Annotated in this window: 15 protein-coding genes; 11 read left to right on the top strand and 4 right to left on the bottom strand. The window is 70.6% G+C overall.

The features are described 5' to 3' along the window. Positions 1–419 precede the first annotated feature (419 nt). From K3769_RS38390 to K3769_RS38370, 5 genes are all read left to right on the top strand, one after another. Entirely contained in the window at positions 420–3,866 is a 3,447-nt protein-coding gene (locus K3769_RS38390) for a CARDB domain-containing protein (protein WP_267030827.1), read from the top strand. Positions 3,867–4,078: 212 nt separating this feature from the next. Then, the gene (locus K3769_RS38385) at positions 4,079–5,758 is read left to right on the top strand and encodes a PP2C family protein-serine/threonine phosphatase (RefSeq protein ID WP_372515121.1); all 1,680 of its coding nucleotides are present in this window, start codon (positions 4,079–4,081) and stop codon (positions 5,756–5,758) included. After that, a complete protein-coding gene (locus K3769_RS38380) occupies positions 5,755–6,888 on the top strand; it encodes a cobalamin B12-binding domain-containing protein (RefSeq protein WP_267030826.1) in 1,134 nt (377 codons plus the stop codon). Before K3769_RS38385 ends, K3769_RS38380 begins: the two co-directional genes overlap by 4 nt. Continuing rightward, entirely contained in the window at positions 6,885–7,316 is a 432-nt protein-coding gene (locus K3769_RS38375; protein WP_267030825.1) for an STAS domain-containing protein, read from the top strand. Before K3769_RS38380 ends, K3769_RS38375 begins: the two co-directional genes overlap by 4 nt. A 50-nt stretch (positions 7,317–7,366) precedes the next feature. Next, positions 7,367–7,867: a MarR family winged helix-turn-helix transcriptional regulator gene (locus K3769_RS38370; protein ID WP_267030824.1), complete on the top strand. Its 501-nt coding sequence runs from the start codon at positions 7,367–7,369 to the stop codon at positions 7,865–7,867. On the opposite strand, the gene K3769_RS38365 is transcribed toward K3769_RS38370, so the two are convergent. Continuing rightward, positions 7,834–8,499, bottom strand: coding sequence for a response regulator (locus K3769_RS38365; RefSeq protein ID WP_267030823.1), 666 nt, complete (start codon positions 8,497–8,499; stop codon positions 7,834–7,836). The genes K3769_RS38370 and K3769_RS38365 overlap by 34 nt on opposite strands. After that, positions 8,496–9,449, bottom strand: coding sequence for a HAMP domain-containing sensor histidine kinase (locus K3769_RS38360; RefSeq protein ID WP_267030822.1), 954 nt, complete (start codon positions 9,447–9,449; stop codon positions 8,496–8,498). Before K3769_RS38360 ends, K3769_RS38365 begins: the two co-directional genes overlap by 4 nt. Positions 9,450–9,733: 284 nt before the next feature. On the opposite strand from K3769_RS38360, the gene K3769_RS38355 reads away from it, so the two are divergent. The 3 genes from K3769_RS38355 (at position 9,734) to K3769_RS38345 (ending at position 11,502) form a co-directional block, all read left to right on the top strand. Beyond that, positions 9,734–10,060: a TraR/DksA family transcriptional regulator gene (locus K3769_RS38355; protein ID WP_267030821.1), complete on the top strand. Its 327-nt coding sequence runs from the start codon at positions 9,734–9,736 to the stop codon at positions 10,058–10,060. A 177-nt stretch (positions 10,061–10,237) separates the two neighbouring features. Next, positions 10,238–10,630 (top strand): TraR/DksA family transcriptional regulator, encoded by a 393-nt coding sequence (locus tag K3769_RS38350; RefSeq protein WP_267031728.1) that lies wholly within the window; start codon positions 10,238–10,240, stop codon positions 10,628–10,630. After that, a complete protein-coding gene (locus tag K3769_RS38345) occupies positions 10,627–11,502 on the top strand; it encodes an acetate and sugar kinases/Hsc70/actin family protein (protein ID WP_267030820.1) in 876 nt (291 codons plus the stop codon). The genes K3769_RS38350 and K3769_RS38345 overlap by 4 nt, the downstream gene beginning before the upstream one ends. Here K3769_RS38345 and K3769_RS38340 read toward each other — a convergent pair. Both K3769_RS38340 and K3769_RS38335 read right to left on the bottom strand, forming a co-directional pair. Beyond that, positions 11,494–12,321, bottom strand: a complete 828-nt coding sequence (locus K3769_RS38340; RefSeq protein WP_267030819.1) for an MHYT domain-containing protein — start codon at positions 12,319–12,321, stop codon at positions 11,494–11,496. The two genes, K3769_RS38345 and K3769_RS38340, sit on opposite strands and share 9 nt — an antisense overlap. 477 nt (positions 12,322–12,798) lie before the next feature. Then, positions 12,799–14,256, bottom strand: coding sequence for an MFS transporter (locus tag K3769_RS38335; protein ID WP_267030818.1), 1,458 nt, complete (start codon positions 14,254–14,256; stop codon positions 12,799–12,801). A 164-nt stretch (positions 14,257–14,420) separates the two neighbouring features. Between K3769_RS38335 and K3769_RS38330 the strand changes: the two genes are divergently transcribed. The 3 genes from K3769_RS38330 (at position 14,421) to K3769_RS38320 (ending at position 17,311) form a co-directional block, all read left to right on the top strand. After that, positions 14,421–14,873 (top strand): MarR family winged helix-turn-helix transcriptional regulator, encoded by a 453-nt coding sequence (locus K3769_RS38330; protein WP_267030817.1) that lies wholly within the window; start codon positions 14,421–14,423, stop codon positions 14,871–14,873. Positions 14,874–15,275: 402 nt separating this feature from the next. After that, positions 15,276–15,704: a DUF485 domain-containing protein gene (locus K3769_RS38325; protein ID WP_267030816.1), complete on the top strand. Its 429-nt coding sequence runs from the start codon at positions 15,276–15,278 to the stop codon at positions 15,702–15,704. Then, positions 15,701–17,311, top strand: a complete 1,611-nt coding sequence (locus K3769_RS38320; protein ID WP_267030815.1) for a sodium/solute symporter — start codon at positions 15,701–15,703, stop codon at positions 17,309–17,311. Before K3769_RS38325 ends, K3769_RS38320 begins: the two co-directional genes overlap by 4 nt. Positions 17,312–17,367 lie beyond the last annotated feature (56 nt).

The following is a 17,367-nucleotide window of genomic DNA, read 5'->3' as shown; positions in this document are numbered from 1 at the left end:
GAGGTCGGCGCAGCACGCTTCAATCTGCGGCGAAGAGCACTCTCTTTTGCGTCGATCGATCAGAGAGTTGCAGACGGCTGCCGGTACGTCTATGGCGTGCGCATGTCCGAAACACAACCCTGCGGCCCGCCTTCACCTGCTGCGGCGCCGGGCCAGCGGCTTTCGTACGGACTGTCGGAAAACGCAAGTGGCACCGCAAGCGATGCAAGCCGCTTACGCGTCAACTGCCGGTAGTACCGGGACCGTTGACAAAGTGGAGACGGGCTAGAAACCTGTGGGCGTAGTTTCCGCAAAGAATCGACTGAGCAGCTCAATTTACGTGCAAGGCCGCTGCGTTCGTCGTCGGAGACTCCCCTCCCCCTCTCCCGCACTCCCGCTCCTCCGCAGCTCCCCCACGGAACAACGGAACAGAGGACCCCATGAGATGGAGACCCCTCGGCCGCCGGTCACTGACCGGTGCCGTCATTGCCGCGCTCATGACGACCGGGCTGATACCGCTGGCCCTCACGTCGAGCGCCCGGGCCGCCACCGCCCCGGACACCGAGCGGGCGAAGGCGGCGACCGCCGTCAACCTCGCGCTCGGCCGGCCGGCCACGGCGGGCGGCTCGAACGGCTCGTACACCGCCGGGAACGTCACCGACGGCTCCCAGGCCTCCTACTGGGAGGGGCCGGCCGGATCCTTCCCGCAGTGGGTCCAGGTCGATCTGGGCGCGACCCTCACCGTCGAGCAGGTGGTGCTCAAGCTGCCCGCCGCCTGGGAAAGCCGTAGCCAGACGCTCTCCCTCCAGGGCAGCACCGACGGCTCCGCCTTCAGCACCCTCTCCGCCTCGACGGGCCGGGCGTTCAACCCGGCGCAGGCCAACACCGTCCCCGTCACCCTCACCTCTCCCGCCACGACCCGCTATGTCCGGGTGAACATCACCGGGAACACCGGCTGGAACGCCGCCCAGCTCTCCGAGCTGGAGGTGATCGGTGACGACGGCGGCACCACTCCCCCGCCCACCGGCACCAATCTGGCCCGCAACAAGCCGGTCGAGGCCACCTCGTCGGTCCAGTCGTACGTGGCCGCCAACGCCACCGACGACTCCACCTCCACCTACTGGGAGGCGGCGGGTCACCCCTCCGACCTGACCGTGAAGCTCGGCGCCGACGCGGACATCACCGCCGTCGTCGTGAAGCTCAACCCGGACCAGGCGTGGGGCGCCAGGACCCAGGGCATCCAGGTGTTCGGCCGGGAGAACTCGGCGAGCGGCTTCACCTCGCTGCACGACCGCTCCGACTACGCCTTCAGCCCCTCCCGGGACAACAACTCGGTGACCATCCCGGTCACCGGCCGCTGGTCGGACGTCCGGCTGCGGTTCTTCTCCAACACCGGGGCGCCCGGCGGCCAGGTCGCCGAGTTCCAGATCGTCGGCACCGCCGCACCCGCGCCCGACCTGACCGTCACCGGCCTGGACTGGACACCCGCCTCGCCCTCCGAGCGGGACGCGGTGACCGTCAACGCCACCGTCCGCAACGCGGGCACGGCACGCTCGGCCGCCAGCACCGTCGAGGCAAGCCTGGAGGGCACGGTCGCGGGCAGCGCAAACGTCCCCGCGCTCGAACCGGGCGCGTCCGCCACCGTGGCCGTCGCCGCGGGCACCCGGCCGGCCGGCAGCTACGGCGTCTCCGCCGTCGTCGACCCGCGCAACACCGTCGCCGAACTCGACGACAGCAACAACAGCCGCACCGCCGCGACCCGGCTGGTCGTCGGCCAGGCCCCCGGCCCGGACCTGGAAGTCAGCGGCATCACCACCAGCCCGGCCAACCCGGCCGTCGGCTCCTCCGTCTCCTTCACCGTGGCCGTGCACAACCGCGGCACCTCCGCCGCCGCGGCCGGCTCCGTGACCAGGCTCCAGGTCGGGTCCACCACGCTCAACGGCACGACCGGCCAGGTGGCGGCGGGTGCCACAGCGAACGTGGCCATCAGCGGTACATGGACGGCGACCGCGGGCGGAGCCACCCTCACCGCCACGGCCGACGCCTCCGGAGTCGTCACCGAGACCAACGAGAACAACAACGTCCTCGCCAAGTCACTCGTCGTCGGCCGGGGCGCCGCCGTCCCGTACGCCGAGCTGGAGGCGGAGGACGGCCGCTACCAGGGCACCCTCCTGACCGCCGACGCCAAGCGGACCTTCGGGCACACGAACTTCGCCACCGAGTCCTCCGGCCGCAAGTCCGTCCGGCTGAACTCCACCGGTCAGTTCGTCGAGTTCACCTCGACCACCTCCGCCAACTCCCTCGTGGTGCGCAACTCCATCCCGGACGCGGCGAGCGGCGGCGGAGCACAGGCCACGATCAGCCTGTACGCCAACGACACCTTCGTACAGAAGCTCGACCTGTCGTCGAAGCACAGCTGGCTGTACGGAACCACCGACGACCCCGAAGGGCTGACCAACACCCCCGGCGGTGACGCCCGGCGCCTCTTCGACGAGTCGCACGCCCTGCTGGCCCAGACCTACCCGGCGGGCACCAAGTTCCGGCTGCAGCGGGACGCGGGCGACACGGCCGCGTTCTACGTCATCGACCTGGTTGACCTGGAGCAGGTCGCGCCGGCCACCACCAAGCCGGCCAACTGCACCTCGATCACCGAGTACGGGGCCGTCCCGAACGACGGGCTCGACGACACCGACGCACTCCAGCGGGCGGTCACCGCCGACCAGAACGGCACCATCCCCTGCGTGTGGATCCCGGCCGGGCAGTGGCGCCAGGAGCAGAAGATCCTCACCGACGACCCGCTCAACCGCGGCCAGTACAACCAGGTCGGCATCCGGGACGTCACCATCAAGGGCGCGGGCATGTGGCACTCCCAGCTCTACACGCTCACCCCGCCGCACCAGGCGGGTGGCATCAACCACCCGCACGAGGGCAACTTCGGCTTCGACATCGACCACAACACCCAGATCTCCGACATCGCCATCTTCGGCTCGGGCACGATCCGCGGCGGCGACGGCAACGCCGAGGGCGGTGTGGGTCTCAACGGCCGCTTCGGCAAGGGCACGAAGATCACCAACGTGTGGATCGAGCACGCCAACGTCGGTGTCTGGGCCGGCCGCGACTACTCCAACATCCCCGAGCTGTGGGGGCCGGGCGACGGGCTGGAGTTCTCCGGTGTCCGCATCCGCAACACCTACGCCGACGGCATCAACTTCGCCAACGGCACCCGTAACTCCACCGTGTACAACTCGTCCTTCCGCAACACCGGTGACGACGCGCTCGCCGTGTGGTCCAGCAAGTACGTGAAGGACACCTCGGTCGACATCGGCCACGACAACCACTTCCGCAACAACACGATCCAGCTGCCGTGGCGGGCCAACGGCATCGCGGTGTACGGCGGTTACGGCAACACCATCGAGAACAACGTCGTCGCCGACACGATGAACTACCCCGGCATCATGCTCGCCACCGACCACGACCCGCTCCCGTTCTCCGGGCAGACCCTCATCTCGGGCAACGCCCTGCACCGGACGGGCGGCGCGTTCTGGAACGAGGACCAGGAGTTCGGCGCCATCACGCTCTTCGCGCAGGGCCAGGACATACCCGGCGTGACGATCCGTGACACCGAGATCCTCGACTCGACGTACGACGGCATCCAGTTCAAGACGGGTGGCGGCTCGATGCCGGGCGTGAAGATCACCGACGTGCGGATCGACGGCTCCCGGAACGGCTCCGGCATCCTCGCGATGAGCGGGGCCCGGGGCAGCGCCGCCCTGACGAACGTCACGATCACCGACTCGGCCGAAGGGAGCGTACTCATCGAGCCGGGCTCCCAGTTCACCATCACCGGCGCGCCGGTCGGGGCGTCCGCCGCCCGCCTCAACCGCTGAACCGTCCCAGCACTGAAAGTCTGAACGGCTGCACGACTGCACGGCTGAAACAAGGGTCTTCGGCTCCCGTGACAGGGGCCGGAGACCCTTCCCGTGCGGCCGGTGCGCACCACGCGTGGTTGCCAGGAGCGACGAGATCGGCAATTGTTGCCCTGAGGCAATGTTTTCCATGAGTTGTGAGGTGAGGGATTCGCCCAGCGGGTCCTCTAGTTTTGGTCTCCACCCAAGCGCAGACCGGTGCCGGCACCGAGCAGGCCTCCCTGTGGGGCGATGCTCCCTACCCCGTCCTGGTGGCCGACGCCCAGGGCGCGGTCGTGCAGCACAATGATGCCGCGAACCTGCTGCTGCCCGGGACCCGGGCTGGCACACGCCTCGTTGACGTGGTCCCGGCGTGGCTGTCGGCGGCGCACGCCACGTTGTGCTCACCCGGGCAGGCACCCGGGCGAACACCTGGTACGTCCACCGGGCAGGAGCCGAACGCACCGCTGACCGGCATGATCGGTGAGCGCGCCTTCGAGGCCCATCCCAGCCTGCGGGACGACGGCACGGTGGCCTGGTGGCTGGTCGACGACACCGATCACCTGCTCGCGCGGAAGGCTCTGCGCATGGAGCGCAAGCGGACCGCGTTCCTGGCCGAGGCGTCCAGCACGCTGCTCTCCTCCCTCAATCTGGGACGCTGCATGGATGTGACCGCAGAACTGGCCGCGGAGCATCTCGCCGACGCGGCACTGGTGATCGCGCCGACGTACGGACGACGGCTGCCGGTGGTGACCTGTCTGCGCGGCGGTACCCCCGTGCTGGCCCACGAGTCCGTGGACCCCGACGAGGTGCCAGGGCTCGGCGAGGCACTGCGCGGGTTCCCGCCGGTGCCCTCACGGTGGATCGATCCGTCCACCGCGCCGTCCTGGATGGTGCCCGAGGGGTTCGGCACGGTCGGCTCCATCGTGATCACCCCACTGCCCGGCCACGGCGTCCCGGCCGGCGCCCTCGTCCTGCTGCGCCGGTCCGGTGGCGCGGCGTTCACCGAGAGCGAGGAGGTCTTCGCCCGGCTGTTCGCCGCGCGTGCCGGGGCCGCGATGTCGGCGGCCCGTCTGTACGCGGAGCAGACCTCGATCACCGAGGTGCTGATGCGCGAGCTGCTGCCGCCCTCGCTGCACCAGATCTCGGGCGTGGACTACGCCGGCGGCTACCGGCCCTCGGCGGACCACGAGCGGGTCGGCGGTGACTTCTACGACGTGCACCCGGCCGCCGTCGAGGGCGAGGCGTCGCTGGTCGCGCTCGGGGACGTGTGCGGCAAGGGGCTGGAAGCGGCCGTACTGACCGGGAAGATCCGCAACACCCTGCACGCGCTGCTGCCCCTGGCCGATGACCACCAGCGGATGATCAGTCTGCTGAACACCGCGCTGCTGAACTCCCACCACGCCCGGTTCGTGACCCTGGTCCTGGCCTCCGCCGTCCGGGAGGGCAACGCGGTGAACCTGCGGCTGACCAGCGCCGGACATCTGTCCCCGCTGATCGTGCGGGCGAGCGGCACGGTGGAGGAGGCCGAGACCCGCGGCACCCTGGTGGGCGCCATGCCGGAGGCACCCGCCCGCACCACCTCCGTGACCCTCGCGCCCGGGGAATCGTGCGTGCTCTACACCGACGGGATCACGGAGGCGGAGGGCGGACCGATGGGCGGTACCCAGTTCGGCGAGGAGCGGCTCAGGCGCGTCCTGTCGGAGTGCGTGGGCATGCCGTCCGAGAGCATCGTGGAACGCGTCCAGATGCTCGCCTCCCAGTGGGTCGGCAAGGGGCGTCACGACGACATGGCCGTCGTCGTGATCTCCGCGCCCCGGACGCACCACCTCAGCGCGGTGAACGGCCACACCCGGGGCAGGTTCACCGCATGAGCACCCGCACACCGCACCGGCCGCCCGCCACCGAACCCGTCACCGAACCCGTCGAGGCGACGGTCGGCGGACCCGTGGTCGGGCGACTGGCCGACGAGCTGTGGGACGCCGTCTCCGTGGCCGACGAGAACGCGGCCGTCGAGGTGGTGCTGGGCGCCCTGGAGCGCGGTGTCGACCCGGAGAGCGTGCTGCTGGACGTCATCGCCCGCGTACAGGGCAAGGTGGGCGAGGAGTGGGCGGCCAACCGTATCGGCGTCGCCCAGGAGCACGCGGCGACCGCCATCAACGAACGGGCCGTGGCCGCGCTCTCCCGGCATCCCGCCGCGCTCACCACGCCCACCCGGGGCAGGATCACGGTGGCCTGCGTCGACGGCGAATGGCACGCGCTGCCCGCCCGGCTCCTCGCCGAGGTGCTGACGCTGCGCGGTTGGCGGGTGGACTACCTCGGCGCCCAGGTGCCCGCCCCGCACCTCATCGCCCATCTGCACCGCACCGACTCCGACGCGGTCGCCCTCTCCAGCTCGATCGCCACCCGGCTGCCCACCGCGCACGCCGCGATCACCGCCTGCCAGGCCGTCGGCGTGCCCGTACTGGTCGGCGGCGCCGCCTTCGGGCCGGACGGCCGCTACGCCGCCCTGCTGGACGCCGACGCGTGGGCGCCCGACGCCCGCACCGCCGCCGACCGGCTCGCCGCGGGCCCTCTCCCCCGCCCTCGGGGAGACCATCAGCAGCTCGACGACCTGCCTCACCTGGCCGACCAGGAATACACCCTGATCACCCGCAACAGCGCTTCGCTGGTGCGCGGTGTCTTCACGGCCCTCCAGGACGCGTTCCCCGCCATGCGTACGTACAGCGAGGTGCAGCTGGAGCGCACGGCCGAAGACCTCGCGTACATCGTGGAGTTCCTCGCCACCGCTCTGTACCTGGGCGACGAGGAACTCTTCGCCGGGTTCATCGCCTGGACCGCCCAGATCCTCACCGCCCGCGGCGTGCCCGCGAGCAGCCTGCCGCCGACCCTGGCTGTCCTGGCCCGTGAGCTCAAGGACTTCCCGCGGGCCATCCGCATCCTCGAACGCGGCGCCGAGGCCCTCACTCCCGTCGACCACCGCACCGCCGAGAGCCGCTCATGACCATGCTGCCCCCCGCCCCGCTGCGTCTCACGACGGTCGACACCGAGGACACGGTCCGGGTCGAACTCGACGGGGACCTCGACTACGACACCGCCGACAGCCTCCTGACCGCCGTCACCGCCACCCTCGCCGCACGGCCGCGCCCGAGCGACCTGCATCTGCACTGTGCCGGGCTCCGCGCCGTCGACTCCATGGGTCTGTCCATCCTGCTGATGATCCGCCGCCGCGTCGACCAGGCCGGTGTCCGGCTCCATCTGGACGACCGGCCGGCAGCGCTGGAGCGGCTGTTGACCATCACCGGTAGCCTGGACTACCTCACGAAGTCTCCCACCGACACCGCGAACCCCTCCCTCGGTCAGGGAGAGGATCCCCGCACGAGCGGGGAAGCGGTGACGGCCCGCCCCACCGGACCGGACAGCACCACCTGATGTCCTTCCCCGCCGGCCGGCCGCGGAAGCCGCACACCGACGGGGAGCCCATGCCGGCACCAGACTTCGCCTCGCGCAGCTTCTCGCGCGAGGCCGCCCGGTCCGCCGGGGGCGTCACCGAGCTCCTCGACCTGATGTGGGAGAGGACCAGACATGCCGCCGCGGCTCCGGCCTCCCCTTCCCAACTGCGTCTGATGTACCTCGTCGAGAGCGAGGAGGGGGTACGGATGCGGGTCGTGTGCGAACAGCTCGCCGCCGCGCCTCCTTCGGTCAGCCGGCTCTGCGACCGACTGCAGGCCATCGGTTTCCTGGAGCGGCTGCCGTGTCCCGCCAGCGGACGGGAAGTCACCCTCCGGCTGACCGCGGCGGGAAGACTGCACCTGCGGCACGTGCGTGACCAGCGCGAGGCCGTGCTCCGGCAGGCCATGGACGCCATGTCCGACACCGAACGGCACGCCCTGGCCGAAGGCCTGGCCGGCCTGCACGCCCGACTCATGACCGCCGGGTGTCCACCGGTTCAGGCTTCGATGAGGCCGACGCGGATGGCGTAGCGGGTGAGTTCCAGGCGGTCGCGCAGGCCGAGCTTGTGCAGCACGTTCGCCCGGTGCCGGTGGACGGTCTTGATGCTGATGAACAGCATCTCGGCGATCTCCTTCGATGAGTGGCCCTCGGCGACGAGTTTGAGGACCTCCTCCTCGCGTGCGCTCAGCACCTGGCCGGGCGGCTCCTCGCCGTGATGGACCCGGTCGAGGTAGTTGCGGATCAGCGCGGTGACCGCGCCCGGGTACAGGAAGGGCTCGTCGCGCATGGCGGCCCGGCAGGCGGCCACCAGGTCGCGGTCGGCCACGGACTTCAGCACGTATCCGCTGGCGCCCGCCTTCAGTGCCTGGAAGAAGTACTGCTCGTTGTCGTGCATCGTCAGCATCAGCACCCGCACACCGGGCTTCAGCGCGGCGAGCTCGCGGGCGGCCTGCAGGCCCGTCATCCGGGGCATGGCGATGTCGAGCACGGCCAGGTCGACCTTCTCGGCGCGGGCCAGCTCCACGGCCTGCGCGCCGTCCCCGGCCTCGGCGACGACCTGGAGGTCCGGTTCCCCGTCGAGGATGAGCCGCACTCCACGGCGTACCAGCGCGTGGTCGTCGGCGAGGAGGATACGGATCACGGGGCTGTCGGGGGTGGTCATGGCTGCTTCCTGAGGACGGGGACGGTCAGCCGGACCTGGGTACCGGCGTCCGGTTCGGAGGTGACGTCCAGCGTGGCCCCGATCAGCAGGGCCCGCTCGCGCATGCCGCGGATGCCCGCCCCTTCGCGGGCGACGCCGGAGCCGCGGCCGTCGTCGCTGACGTCCAGCACCACCTGTCCGCCGACCCGGTGCAGACTCACCTCGACCCGGTCCGCCTCGGCGTGGCGGGCCGTGTTGGTCAGCGCCTCCTGGGCGACGCGGTACAGGACCAGTTCCGTCTGCTGGTCCAGCAGGGGGAGGTCGGGGTCGAAACGCCGGACCACGCGCAGACCGGCGTGGGTGGCGAACTCGGTGGTCAGCGAGGTCAGGGCGCTGATGAGCCCCAGATCCTCCAGCACGCCCGGCCGCAGCCGCCGTACCAGCCGGCGCACCTCGTCGAGACTCCCCCGGGTGATCTCCTGCACCTGCCGCAGTTCACCGCGCAGGGGCTCCTCGGCGTCGTCCGCCGCGCGTTTGAGGACCAGCAGGATCGCGGTCATGCTCTGGCCCACCTCGTCGTGCAGTTCCTGGGCGATACGGCGTCGTTCCGCCTCCTGGCCGACCAGGACGCGGGCGCTGCTGGTGGCCCGTTCGTGTTCGAGGCGCTCGACCATCGCGTTGAAGGTGCGGATCAGTTCGGCGGTCTCGCCGTGGCCCTGTTCCGGCAGCCGCTGCCCGGGGCGCAGCAGGTCGACGGTGGCCATCAGTCGGGTGAGCCGGTCCAGCGGAGCCAGGCCGATCCGCAGCAGGGCCGCGTTGGCTACGAGCATGACGGCGAGGCCGATGACCAGGATGACCGCCTCGGTCAGCACCACCGGCACGGAGACGGTCACCGGAGCCAGCAGCAGGAGCGCGGTGGCGATTCCGAGCACCACCGCGTTGAGCGCGAAGATCCGCCAGAACAGGGACAACGGGAGGGCGCCTTTCTCGGTGTGCGGTGTGCGGTGTGCGGTGTGGGATGTGCCGTGTGAGATGTGTGGTGTGACGATCTTTCCCCCCAAGCCTGCCTGCTCCCGGTTCGGCCGTCGATGGGCATCAATGCCCATTTCCCGGAACCGTGCTGCCCACGGTCCGATGGGTACCGGGACCGGCCGGAGATGGGTACCGCGCCCGATGGGATTCGTTCGGTGTACCGGCCAGGGTGGGGTGTGGAGCAATCCTCCTCCATCCCGGCCCTCGGCAGGAAGGACCCGCCATGTCACTCGACACGCCCCGGCCCGAAACGCGGCTTGAGCGACTGCCCACCCATGAGGCCCTCCAGCGCCTCGAACACGAACGCAACTCCCGTCTCACGCAACTGCGGGCCCTCGACGAGGTGGGGGCGGACGCCGAGGAGCATGTGATCGCCGTGCAGAAGGACACCATCCGGCGGGTCCTCGCCGAGGTCGAGGCCGCCTTCGCCCGCGTCCGCGACGGCAACTACGGCAACTGCCTCGACTGCGCGAAGCCCGTACCGGTCGAGCGGCTGGAGATCCTGCCGTACACACGGTTCTGCGTCCCCTGCCGACGCGAAACCGTCTGACGCCGCCACGCCGCCACGCCGCCACGCCGCCACGCCGCCACGCCGCCACGCCAGCACGACGGCGCAACGGCGCGCACGGCACAACGGCACAACGACACAACGGCACCACCGCATCACAGCCCGACGGCACGTCCACCCTCCGCTACCCGCCCTGCTCTGCCCTGCCCTGGGGGTGACCTGGTGAACGACCCGATCATCGACGACCGCGACACGGCCCTGTCGGCCGACGACCTCGCCGCACTGCGCGAGAACCTGCAGGACCAGCGCGTGTTCCGCCAGGAACAACTGCAGCAGCTACGACAGGCGCAGCAGCTCCCGGCACCCGCCGCGGGCCGCGCCGACGCACCGCGCGAACGCCTGGCCGGCCCTCAGGCCGAGGTCCGGGGCAAGCTCGCCGCCTCCGCCCGTATGGTCCTCGCCGACATCGAGGCCGCGCTCGCGCGCATGGACCACGGCGACTACGGAAACTGCCACCTGTGCCGGGAGCCCATCGGCCGCGCACGGCTGGCGGTCGTGCCGCAGGGCCGCTACTGCACCCGGTGCCAGCAGGCCAGGGAGGCCGGCCGATGACCACCCCACGACGCTCCCGCTCCCACCCCCGCATGGGTCGGCATCGCCCCTGGCCCTGGTGCCGGCACTGCTCGGGCATCGCCCTCGACCTGGGCAGCGCCCGCACCCGGGCCTGGACCTCCGGGCGGCGGATGATCCTCGACGTACCCTCGGTGACGTTCCCGGGCGGCGGCGCCACGTACCCCATTCAGCGCGGCACCATCGTCGACACCCCCGGCACCTCCAGGATGCTGGACCGGCTGCTCGGCCACCGGCTGCCCCGGTTCGGCCGCCCACTGCTCATCCTCACGACTCCCGTGCTGGGCGGGGTCGCCTACCGGGCACAGGCGCGCACCGCCGTCGAGGTCCTGCGCCCGCGTGCGGTGCTTACGGTCCCCACCGCGCGCGCCGTGGCCACGGCCGTGGACGCCGACCTGAGCCGGCCGTTGCTCGTCGTGGACATCGGAGCCCATCTCACCGAGGTCACACTTCTCGCCGACGGCGCGGTGACCGACGCCCGCCACACCGCTCTGGGCACCGGCGACCTGGGCAAGGACACCCCGCCCGCGCTGATCGCGGACGCGATCGTCGCCATGGTGGCCGGCATGCTGGAGCAGGACCGCACCCCCGCCACGCTCGACGCCCTCCGGCGGGGTGCGCTCCTCGCCGGCGGAGGCGCCCTGCGACCCGACATCACCTATCACCTGTCCGGCCGGCTGCACGCTCCCGCGCGGCCCGTACCGGCGCCGCACACCGCGGCCGTCCGTGGCGCCGCGCACCTGCTGCGGGCCGCGCACGCCCACCCGTCACTGCCGGTCGCGAACAGCGGCCTCGGGTCTGACCTCGGGTCAGGGCTCGGGGCAGGGCTCGGGGCAGGCCTCGGGTCAGAGTGAGGGCCAGGACGCGGTGGGCCGCGTGTCCGCGACGGCCGCGGACTCCGGGTCATGGCCCAGGGTGTTGTGTACGGGTTCGTTGCCGACGAGCATGTCCGGGTCGAACATGACGATCACGGCCGCGAGGACCAGGACGACGATCGGTCCGCCGACCATGGGGATCAGGGAGAAGAGCAGATCCATCGAGGACTGGCCCCGGACCCTGGAGGCCGCGTCGACGTGCACGCTCATGGCCGCCATGCCTGTGTAGTGCATACCGGTGACGGCGACGCCCATGATGACGCTCGCGGCCGTCGCGGACGCCAGGGTGTGCAGGGAGACGGCCGCCCAGAGCGCGGCGGTGGCCGCCGTGACGGCTATCAGCACCGACAGGCCGACCGTCACGGGGTCGAAGGTCATGTGCCCGGCGAACTTCATGCCGTTCATTCCGATGTAGTGCATCGCCGCGACGCCCACGCCGGTGACCACGCCGGCCGCTCCCAGGGTGAGGGGCGAGGCGCCGCGGTACCCCACGATGAGCACGCCGAGCAGGACCACGGCCACCGCGACCCCCAGGCTGAGGAACGTGAGAGCCGGGTCGTACCGGATCGACGCACCCTCGATGGTGAACCCGATCATGGCGATGAAGTGCATCGTCCAGATGCCTGACCCGATACAGATCGCGCCCAGGACGAGCCACGGCCCCCTGCGGCCCTGTGCTCCCATGCGGACCGACCGTGTCGTGCAGCGCAGGCCGAGCGCCGAACCGGCGCAGGCCATCAGGAACGCGACGACCGGAGTGACCATTCCGTAGTTGAACTGGCTGACTGTGCTGTTCACCGAACGCCTTTCGGACCGCGGGACCCGTGCGGGCCCACACTGCAGGAACGTTTCCGCAGAACCGTCCGGGCGGGCAGACGGGCCGACTTCACCGACACCTGTCTCTGCCACTCTCCGGAACCGACCCTGGGGGCGGACGGCGGCCCAGCACATGACGTTCCGTCATGCCATGGCCTCGGGGGGTGAGCGGGAGGCCAATGCTAGGTATGCGCCCCCTGCTTGTCACTCCGAGACCTGGGGCGCAATCAAATCGAGACTTGTGCAGGCATATTCCCCCTGCATGCCATCGCGCACCTTGCCCTTAATCATCCCATTGGCCCAGATAAGCCGGTCGTCGTTCCGCGGGTCCTGGTCCGCGCGGCGCGGGAGCAACGGCGGGGTGGCCGGTGGTGGATCGAAGACGCCCGGGTGTGCCGGGCACGAAGCGGTCCTGGGACTCCCGCGGGAGTTCCAGGACCGCTGAGGACCGGAGGAGTGTCAGGCCTGCACCGTCGCCTGTTCCGGGTCGTCGAGGCGGTCGGCCGGGGTCGGGGCGGCCGTGACCGGACGGGCCGCCGGGATGAGGGCCGCGATGACGGCGGCCACCAGGGCGACGCCGCCGCCGACGATCAGGGCAGTACGGAAGCCCTCCTCCGAGGTGAGGGTGTAACCGCCCATGGTGACGGTCAGCTGGGAGAGGACCACGCCGATGACGGCGGCGCCCACGGAGGTGCCGAGCGAGCGCATGAGGGTGTTGAACCCGTTCGCGGCGGCGGTCTCGGAGAGGGGGACCGAGCTCATGATCAGGGCGGGCATCGCCCCGTAGGCGAGACCCACACCGCTGCTGGTGATCATGAGGACGAGCATCAGGCCCCACGCGGAGCCCAGCAGCGCGAGGGACACCCCGTAACCGGCGGCGATGACGAGGATGCCGCAGACCAGCGTGAACTTCGGGCCGCGCGCGTCGGTCAGCTTTCCGCCGAGCGGTGAGACGACCATCATCATGATGCCGCCGGGCGCCATCCACAGACCCGCCGCGAGCATCGACTGGCCCAGGCCGTAACCGGTCGCCTCGGGGAACTGCAGCAGTTGGGGAACGATCAGCATGCCCGCGTACATGCCGAAGCCGACGAAGAGCGAGGCGAGGTTGGTGAGCAGGACCCGGGGGCGGGCGGTGGTACGCAGGTCGACCAGGGGGTCCCGGGTGCGGGTCTCCCACACGCCCCAGGCGAGCAGCACCACGACGGCGGCGGCGAACAGGCCGAGCGTCGTCGCCGAACCCCAGCCCCACTCGGCGCCCTTGGATACCGCGAGCAGCAGACAGACCAGGCCGACGCCGAGGCCTATCGCGCCGGGTGCGTCGAAGCGCTGCCCCTTGGCCCCGGCCGGGACGTCGGGGATCAGGAACCAGATCAGGAAGGCGATCGCCACGGCCAGCACGGCGGAGCCCCAGAAGAGCACGCGCCAGCTCGCGTACTGGGCGACGGCGGCGGCGATCGGCAGGCCGAGACCGCCTCCGATGCCCATGGACGCGCTGACGAGCGCGATCGAGGAGCTGAGCTTCTCGGCCGGGACCACGTCACGCAGGAGTGCGATGCCGAGCGGCACCATGCCCATGCCCATGCCCTGCAGACCGCGGCCGACGATCATCGGAACGACGGACGAGGAGAGCGCGCACACCACCGAGCCGACGATGAGGGGCACCGAGCAGGCGAGGAGCATCCGCCGCTTGCCCAGCAGGTCGCCCAGCCGTCCGGTGACGGGCACGCAGACCGCCGCCACCAGCAGGGTGACCGTGATCACCCACGCCGTGTTCGAGGCCGAGCTGTGCAGGATCCGGGGCAGGTCCGCGATCAGCGGCGTGACCAGGGTCTGCATGATCGCCGCAGTGGTGCCGGCGAAGGCCAGCGTGGCGATCACACCATTGGTATGGCGGGACGTCGGTGGGGCTCCCATCAAGGGACTCCTTGCATCTCTCGGGTCAGAGGGGATGCAGTGTACATAGCTTATGCATCATGCATGACATGTGCGCATTGCATAGCCTGTGCAAAGATAGGGACGGGGCCGGAGCCGGAATTCGCCGCGTCGGCCCTGTTCGGAACAGCGGAAGGCAGTGGCACATGGGCAGGCCGACGTACGAGGTCGAGTACGAGCAGATGCTGCTCGGCAGGCACGCGCTCGCGGCGCACGGCGGGCGCAGCAAGGAGAGCGTGCTGGAGCGCAGTTCCTACATCCTGCTCAGCCGTATCCGCGTACAGGGGCCCATGTCGATCGGCGAGCTGAGCGACGCGTTCGGGCTCGACGCCTCCACTCTCAACCGGCAGACGGCCTCGGCCATGCGCGCCGGACTCGCGGAGCGCATTCCCGATCCCGACGGCGGACTGGCCCGCAAGTTCCGCATCACGGACAAGGGGGCGCGGATCCTCGACGAGGAGCGCGAGCGGACCGTCGGCTCGCTGGACCGGGTCATGGCCGACTGGTCCGAGGAGGACATCGCGGAGTTCGCCGGTTATCTGCGGCGCTTCAACACCGGCATCGAGCGGCTCGGCGGACGGCCCTGGCCGCGCCCCTGACACCCGCTTCCCTCCCCAACTCCCGTCCCGGGCACGGCAGTAGGGACAGGGACGGATTCACGGCGCTCCCGGAGGGGTACTCATGAGCCCTATGAGGGAGACCGGAAGATACCAGGCGCGAGGGCCCCGCGACCCCGCAAGCGCCCCGAAGACCGAAAGCCCTTGCCCCTGAGCCGCCGAGCGACCCCCGCCACCCCTCACCCGCCCCTTCACGCACACCCCTCACCGGTTGACCGGCCCACCGTCCGAGGCCGGCGTCACTGACGCGCACAAACGAGCCAGATCGACCAAAAGGCCTCGCTTGACGGTCCCGCCGAATAGCGTGCGAGAAATCGAACAACTCTCCCCACCTCCCTGCGGTCCGCGCATGTCACGGACCCCCGCCGCGCTAGGAGAACCGGGATGTCCGACGACCCCTCGGATGCGTACGCCCCACAGCCCCACCGGGCCAGGCACCCCACCACCCCGCCCGCCTGGGCCACCACCGAAGACCACTTACCCGAGCGCGTCACGCGCCCCTCCGCACCGGGACACCATCGCGACCTGCGCATTCTGCGCCGGGCCTACCGCAGACAGCGCCGGGTCGCCACCTTCGTCGTCCTCGCCTACTTCACCGCCTTCCTGATCCTCTCCGTCCGCGCCCCGGCCTTCATGACGAAGCCCGTCAGCGGCGGTCTGTCCACCGGCATGGTCCTCGGCCTGATCCAACTCCCCGTCACCTGGGTGGCGATCGTGCTCTTCGAGTACACGGCGAGCCGTTACGTCGATCCGCTCGCACGCCGGATGCGGCAGCGCACGGCCCCGCCCACCGAGCGGGAGCCCGGACAATGACGGAGCTCAGCGGCACCGCGCAGACCTGGTCCCTGGTCGCGTTCTGCACCGTCGTCACCGTCACCCTGCTGCTCTGCGTCATCGCGGGCCCGGACCGGGACGACCTCGACGAGTTCTACACCGGCTACCGCTCGCTGTCCCCGATGCGCAACGGTCTGGCCATCGCGGGCGACTACATCTCCGCGGCCACCGTCCTCACCATCGGCGGAGTCATCGCGCTGTGCGGCTACGACGGGGTCGTCCTCGCCCTCAGTACCCTCCTGTCCCTGCTCCTGCTGATGTTCCTGCTGGCCGAACCCCTGCGGAACACCGGCCGGTTCACCACGGGGGACGCCATCGCCCGGCGGATGCCCGGCCGCGCCGTGCGCATCACCACGTGCGTCGTGACCATCGCCTCACTGATGCCGATGATGCTGGTCCAGCTCGCCAGCACCGGCCAACTGCTCGCCTTCATCCTCGGTTTCAGCAGCACCACGATGAAGACCGGGTGCGTCATCGGCGTCGGCGGCCTGATGATCACCTATGCGGCCATCGGCGGAATGAAGGGCACCGCCCTCATCCAGATCCTCAAGATGGTCATGCTCCTCGGTTCGGGGTCCGTGGTCGCCTTCCTGATGCTCCGCGCCTTCGCGTGGGACCCGGGAGAGATGTTCCGCATCGCCGCCGAGCACAGCGGGGCGGGCGACGCGTTCCTCCGCTCCGGCCTGCAGTTCGCCGGGGGTCCGCACGCCGACCTGGACATGATCAGCACGCAGTTCGCCATCGTGCTGGGCGGCGCCTGTCTGCCCCACGTCACCATGCGCATGTTCACGGCGGACAGCGCACGGCAGGTACGCCGTTCGATGTCCTGGGCGGTCTCGTCGGTGGCCCTGTTCATGCTGATCATCACCATCGTCGCGATCGGGGCGACCGCGCTCCTGGGCCGGACCGGCATCACCACGGCCGACCCGCGGGGCAACACGGCCTATCTCCTGGGCTCCCGGGCGGTCTTCGGCACGGACGTCACCCGCGCCGAGACCTTCCTGTTCACCACGGTCACGGCGGCGATCTTCCTCACCCTGCTCGCCTCGGTCGCCAGCATGATCCTGGCCTGCGCCAACTCCCTGGCCCACGATGTCTACGCCAGCCGCGCCACCCCTCATTCATCCGTACGGGAGATGACCGTCGCCCGGGTCTCCGCGCTCGCCGTCGGCATCCCCACGATCGTGCTGGCCGGCCTCATCCAGCACCGCAGCCTCCAGCCCCTGGCGACGCTCTCCTTCTGCCTGGCCGCCTCGGCCATCGCCCCCGCGCTCGTCTACAGCCTCTTCTGGCGCCGGTACACCCGCACCGGTCTGCTGAGCACGCTCATCGGCGGCTCCCTCACGGTCCTCGTCCTGATGCCGGGCACCCGGCTGGTGTCCGGGACACCCATGGCGGCCTTTCCGCAGGCCGACTTCAACTGGTTCCCGTTCACCACGACCGGCCTGGTGTCGATCCCCCTGGGCTTCGCGTTCGGCTGGCTCGGCACGCTGTTCTCGGGGCGCCGCGAGACCCAGCGGCGCAAGAAGGACTACGAACGGATCGAGGCCAGGATCCTGGCGGGCCCGGAGCGCAGGGCGAGATGACCCCACCGGGAGCGGATGCGTACAGCGTCTTTCCTGATGTTAGGTTTGCCTTACCT

It is taken from the genome of Streptomyces ortus (genome assembly GCF_026341275.1).
Classification (GTDB): domain Bacteria; phylum Actinomycetota; class Actinomycetes; order Streptomycetales; family Streptomycetaceae; genus Streptomyces; species Streptomyces ortus.
The sequence above is the reverse complement of the archived record's forward strand: the minus strand, read 5'-3'. Positions and strand labels throughout refer to the sequence as shown.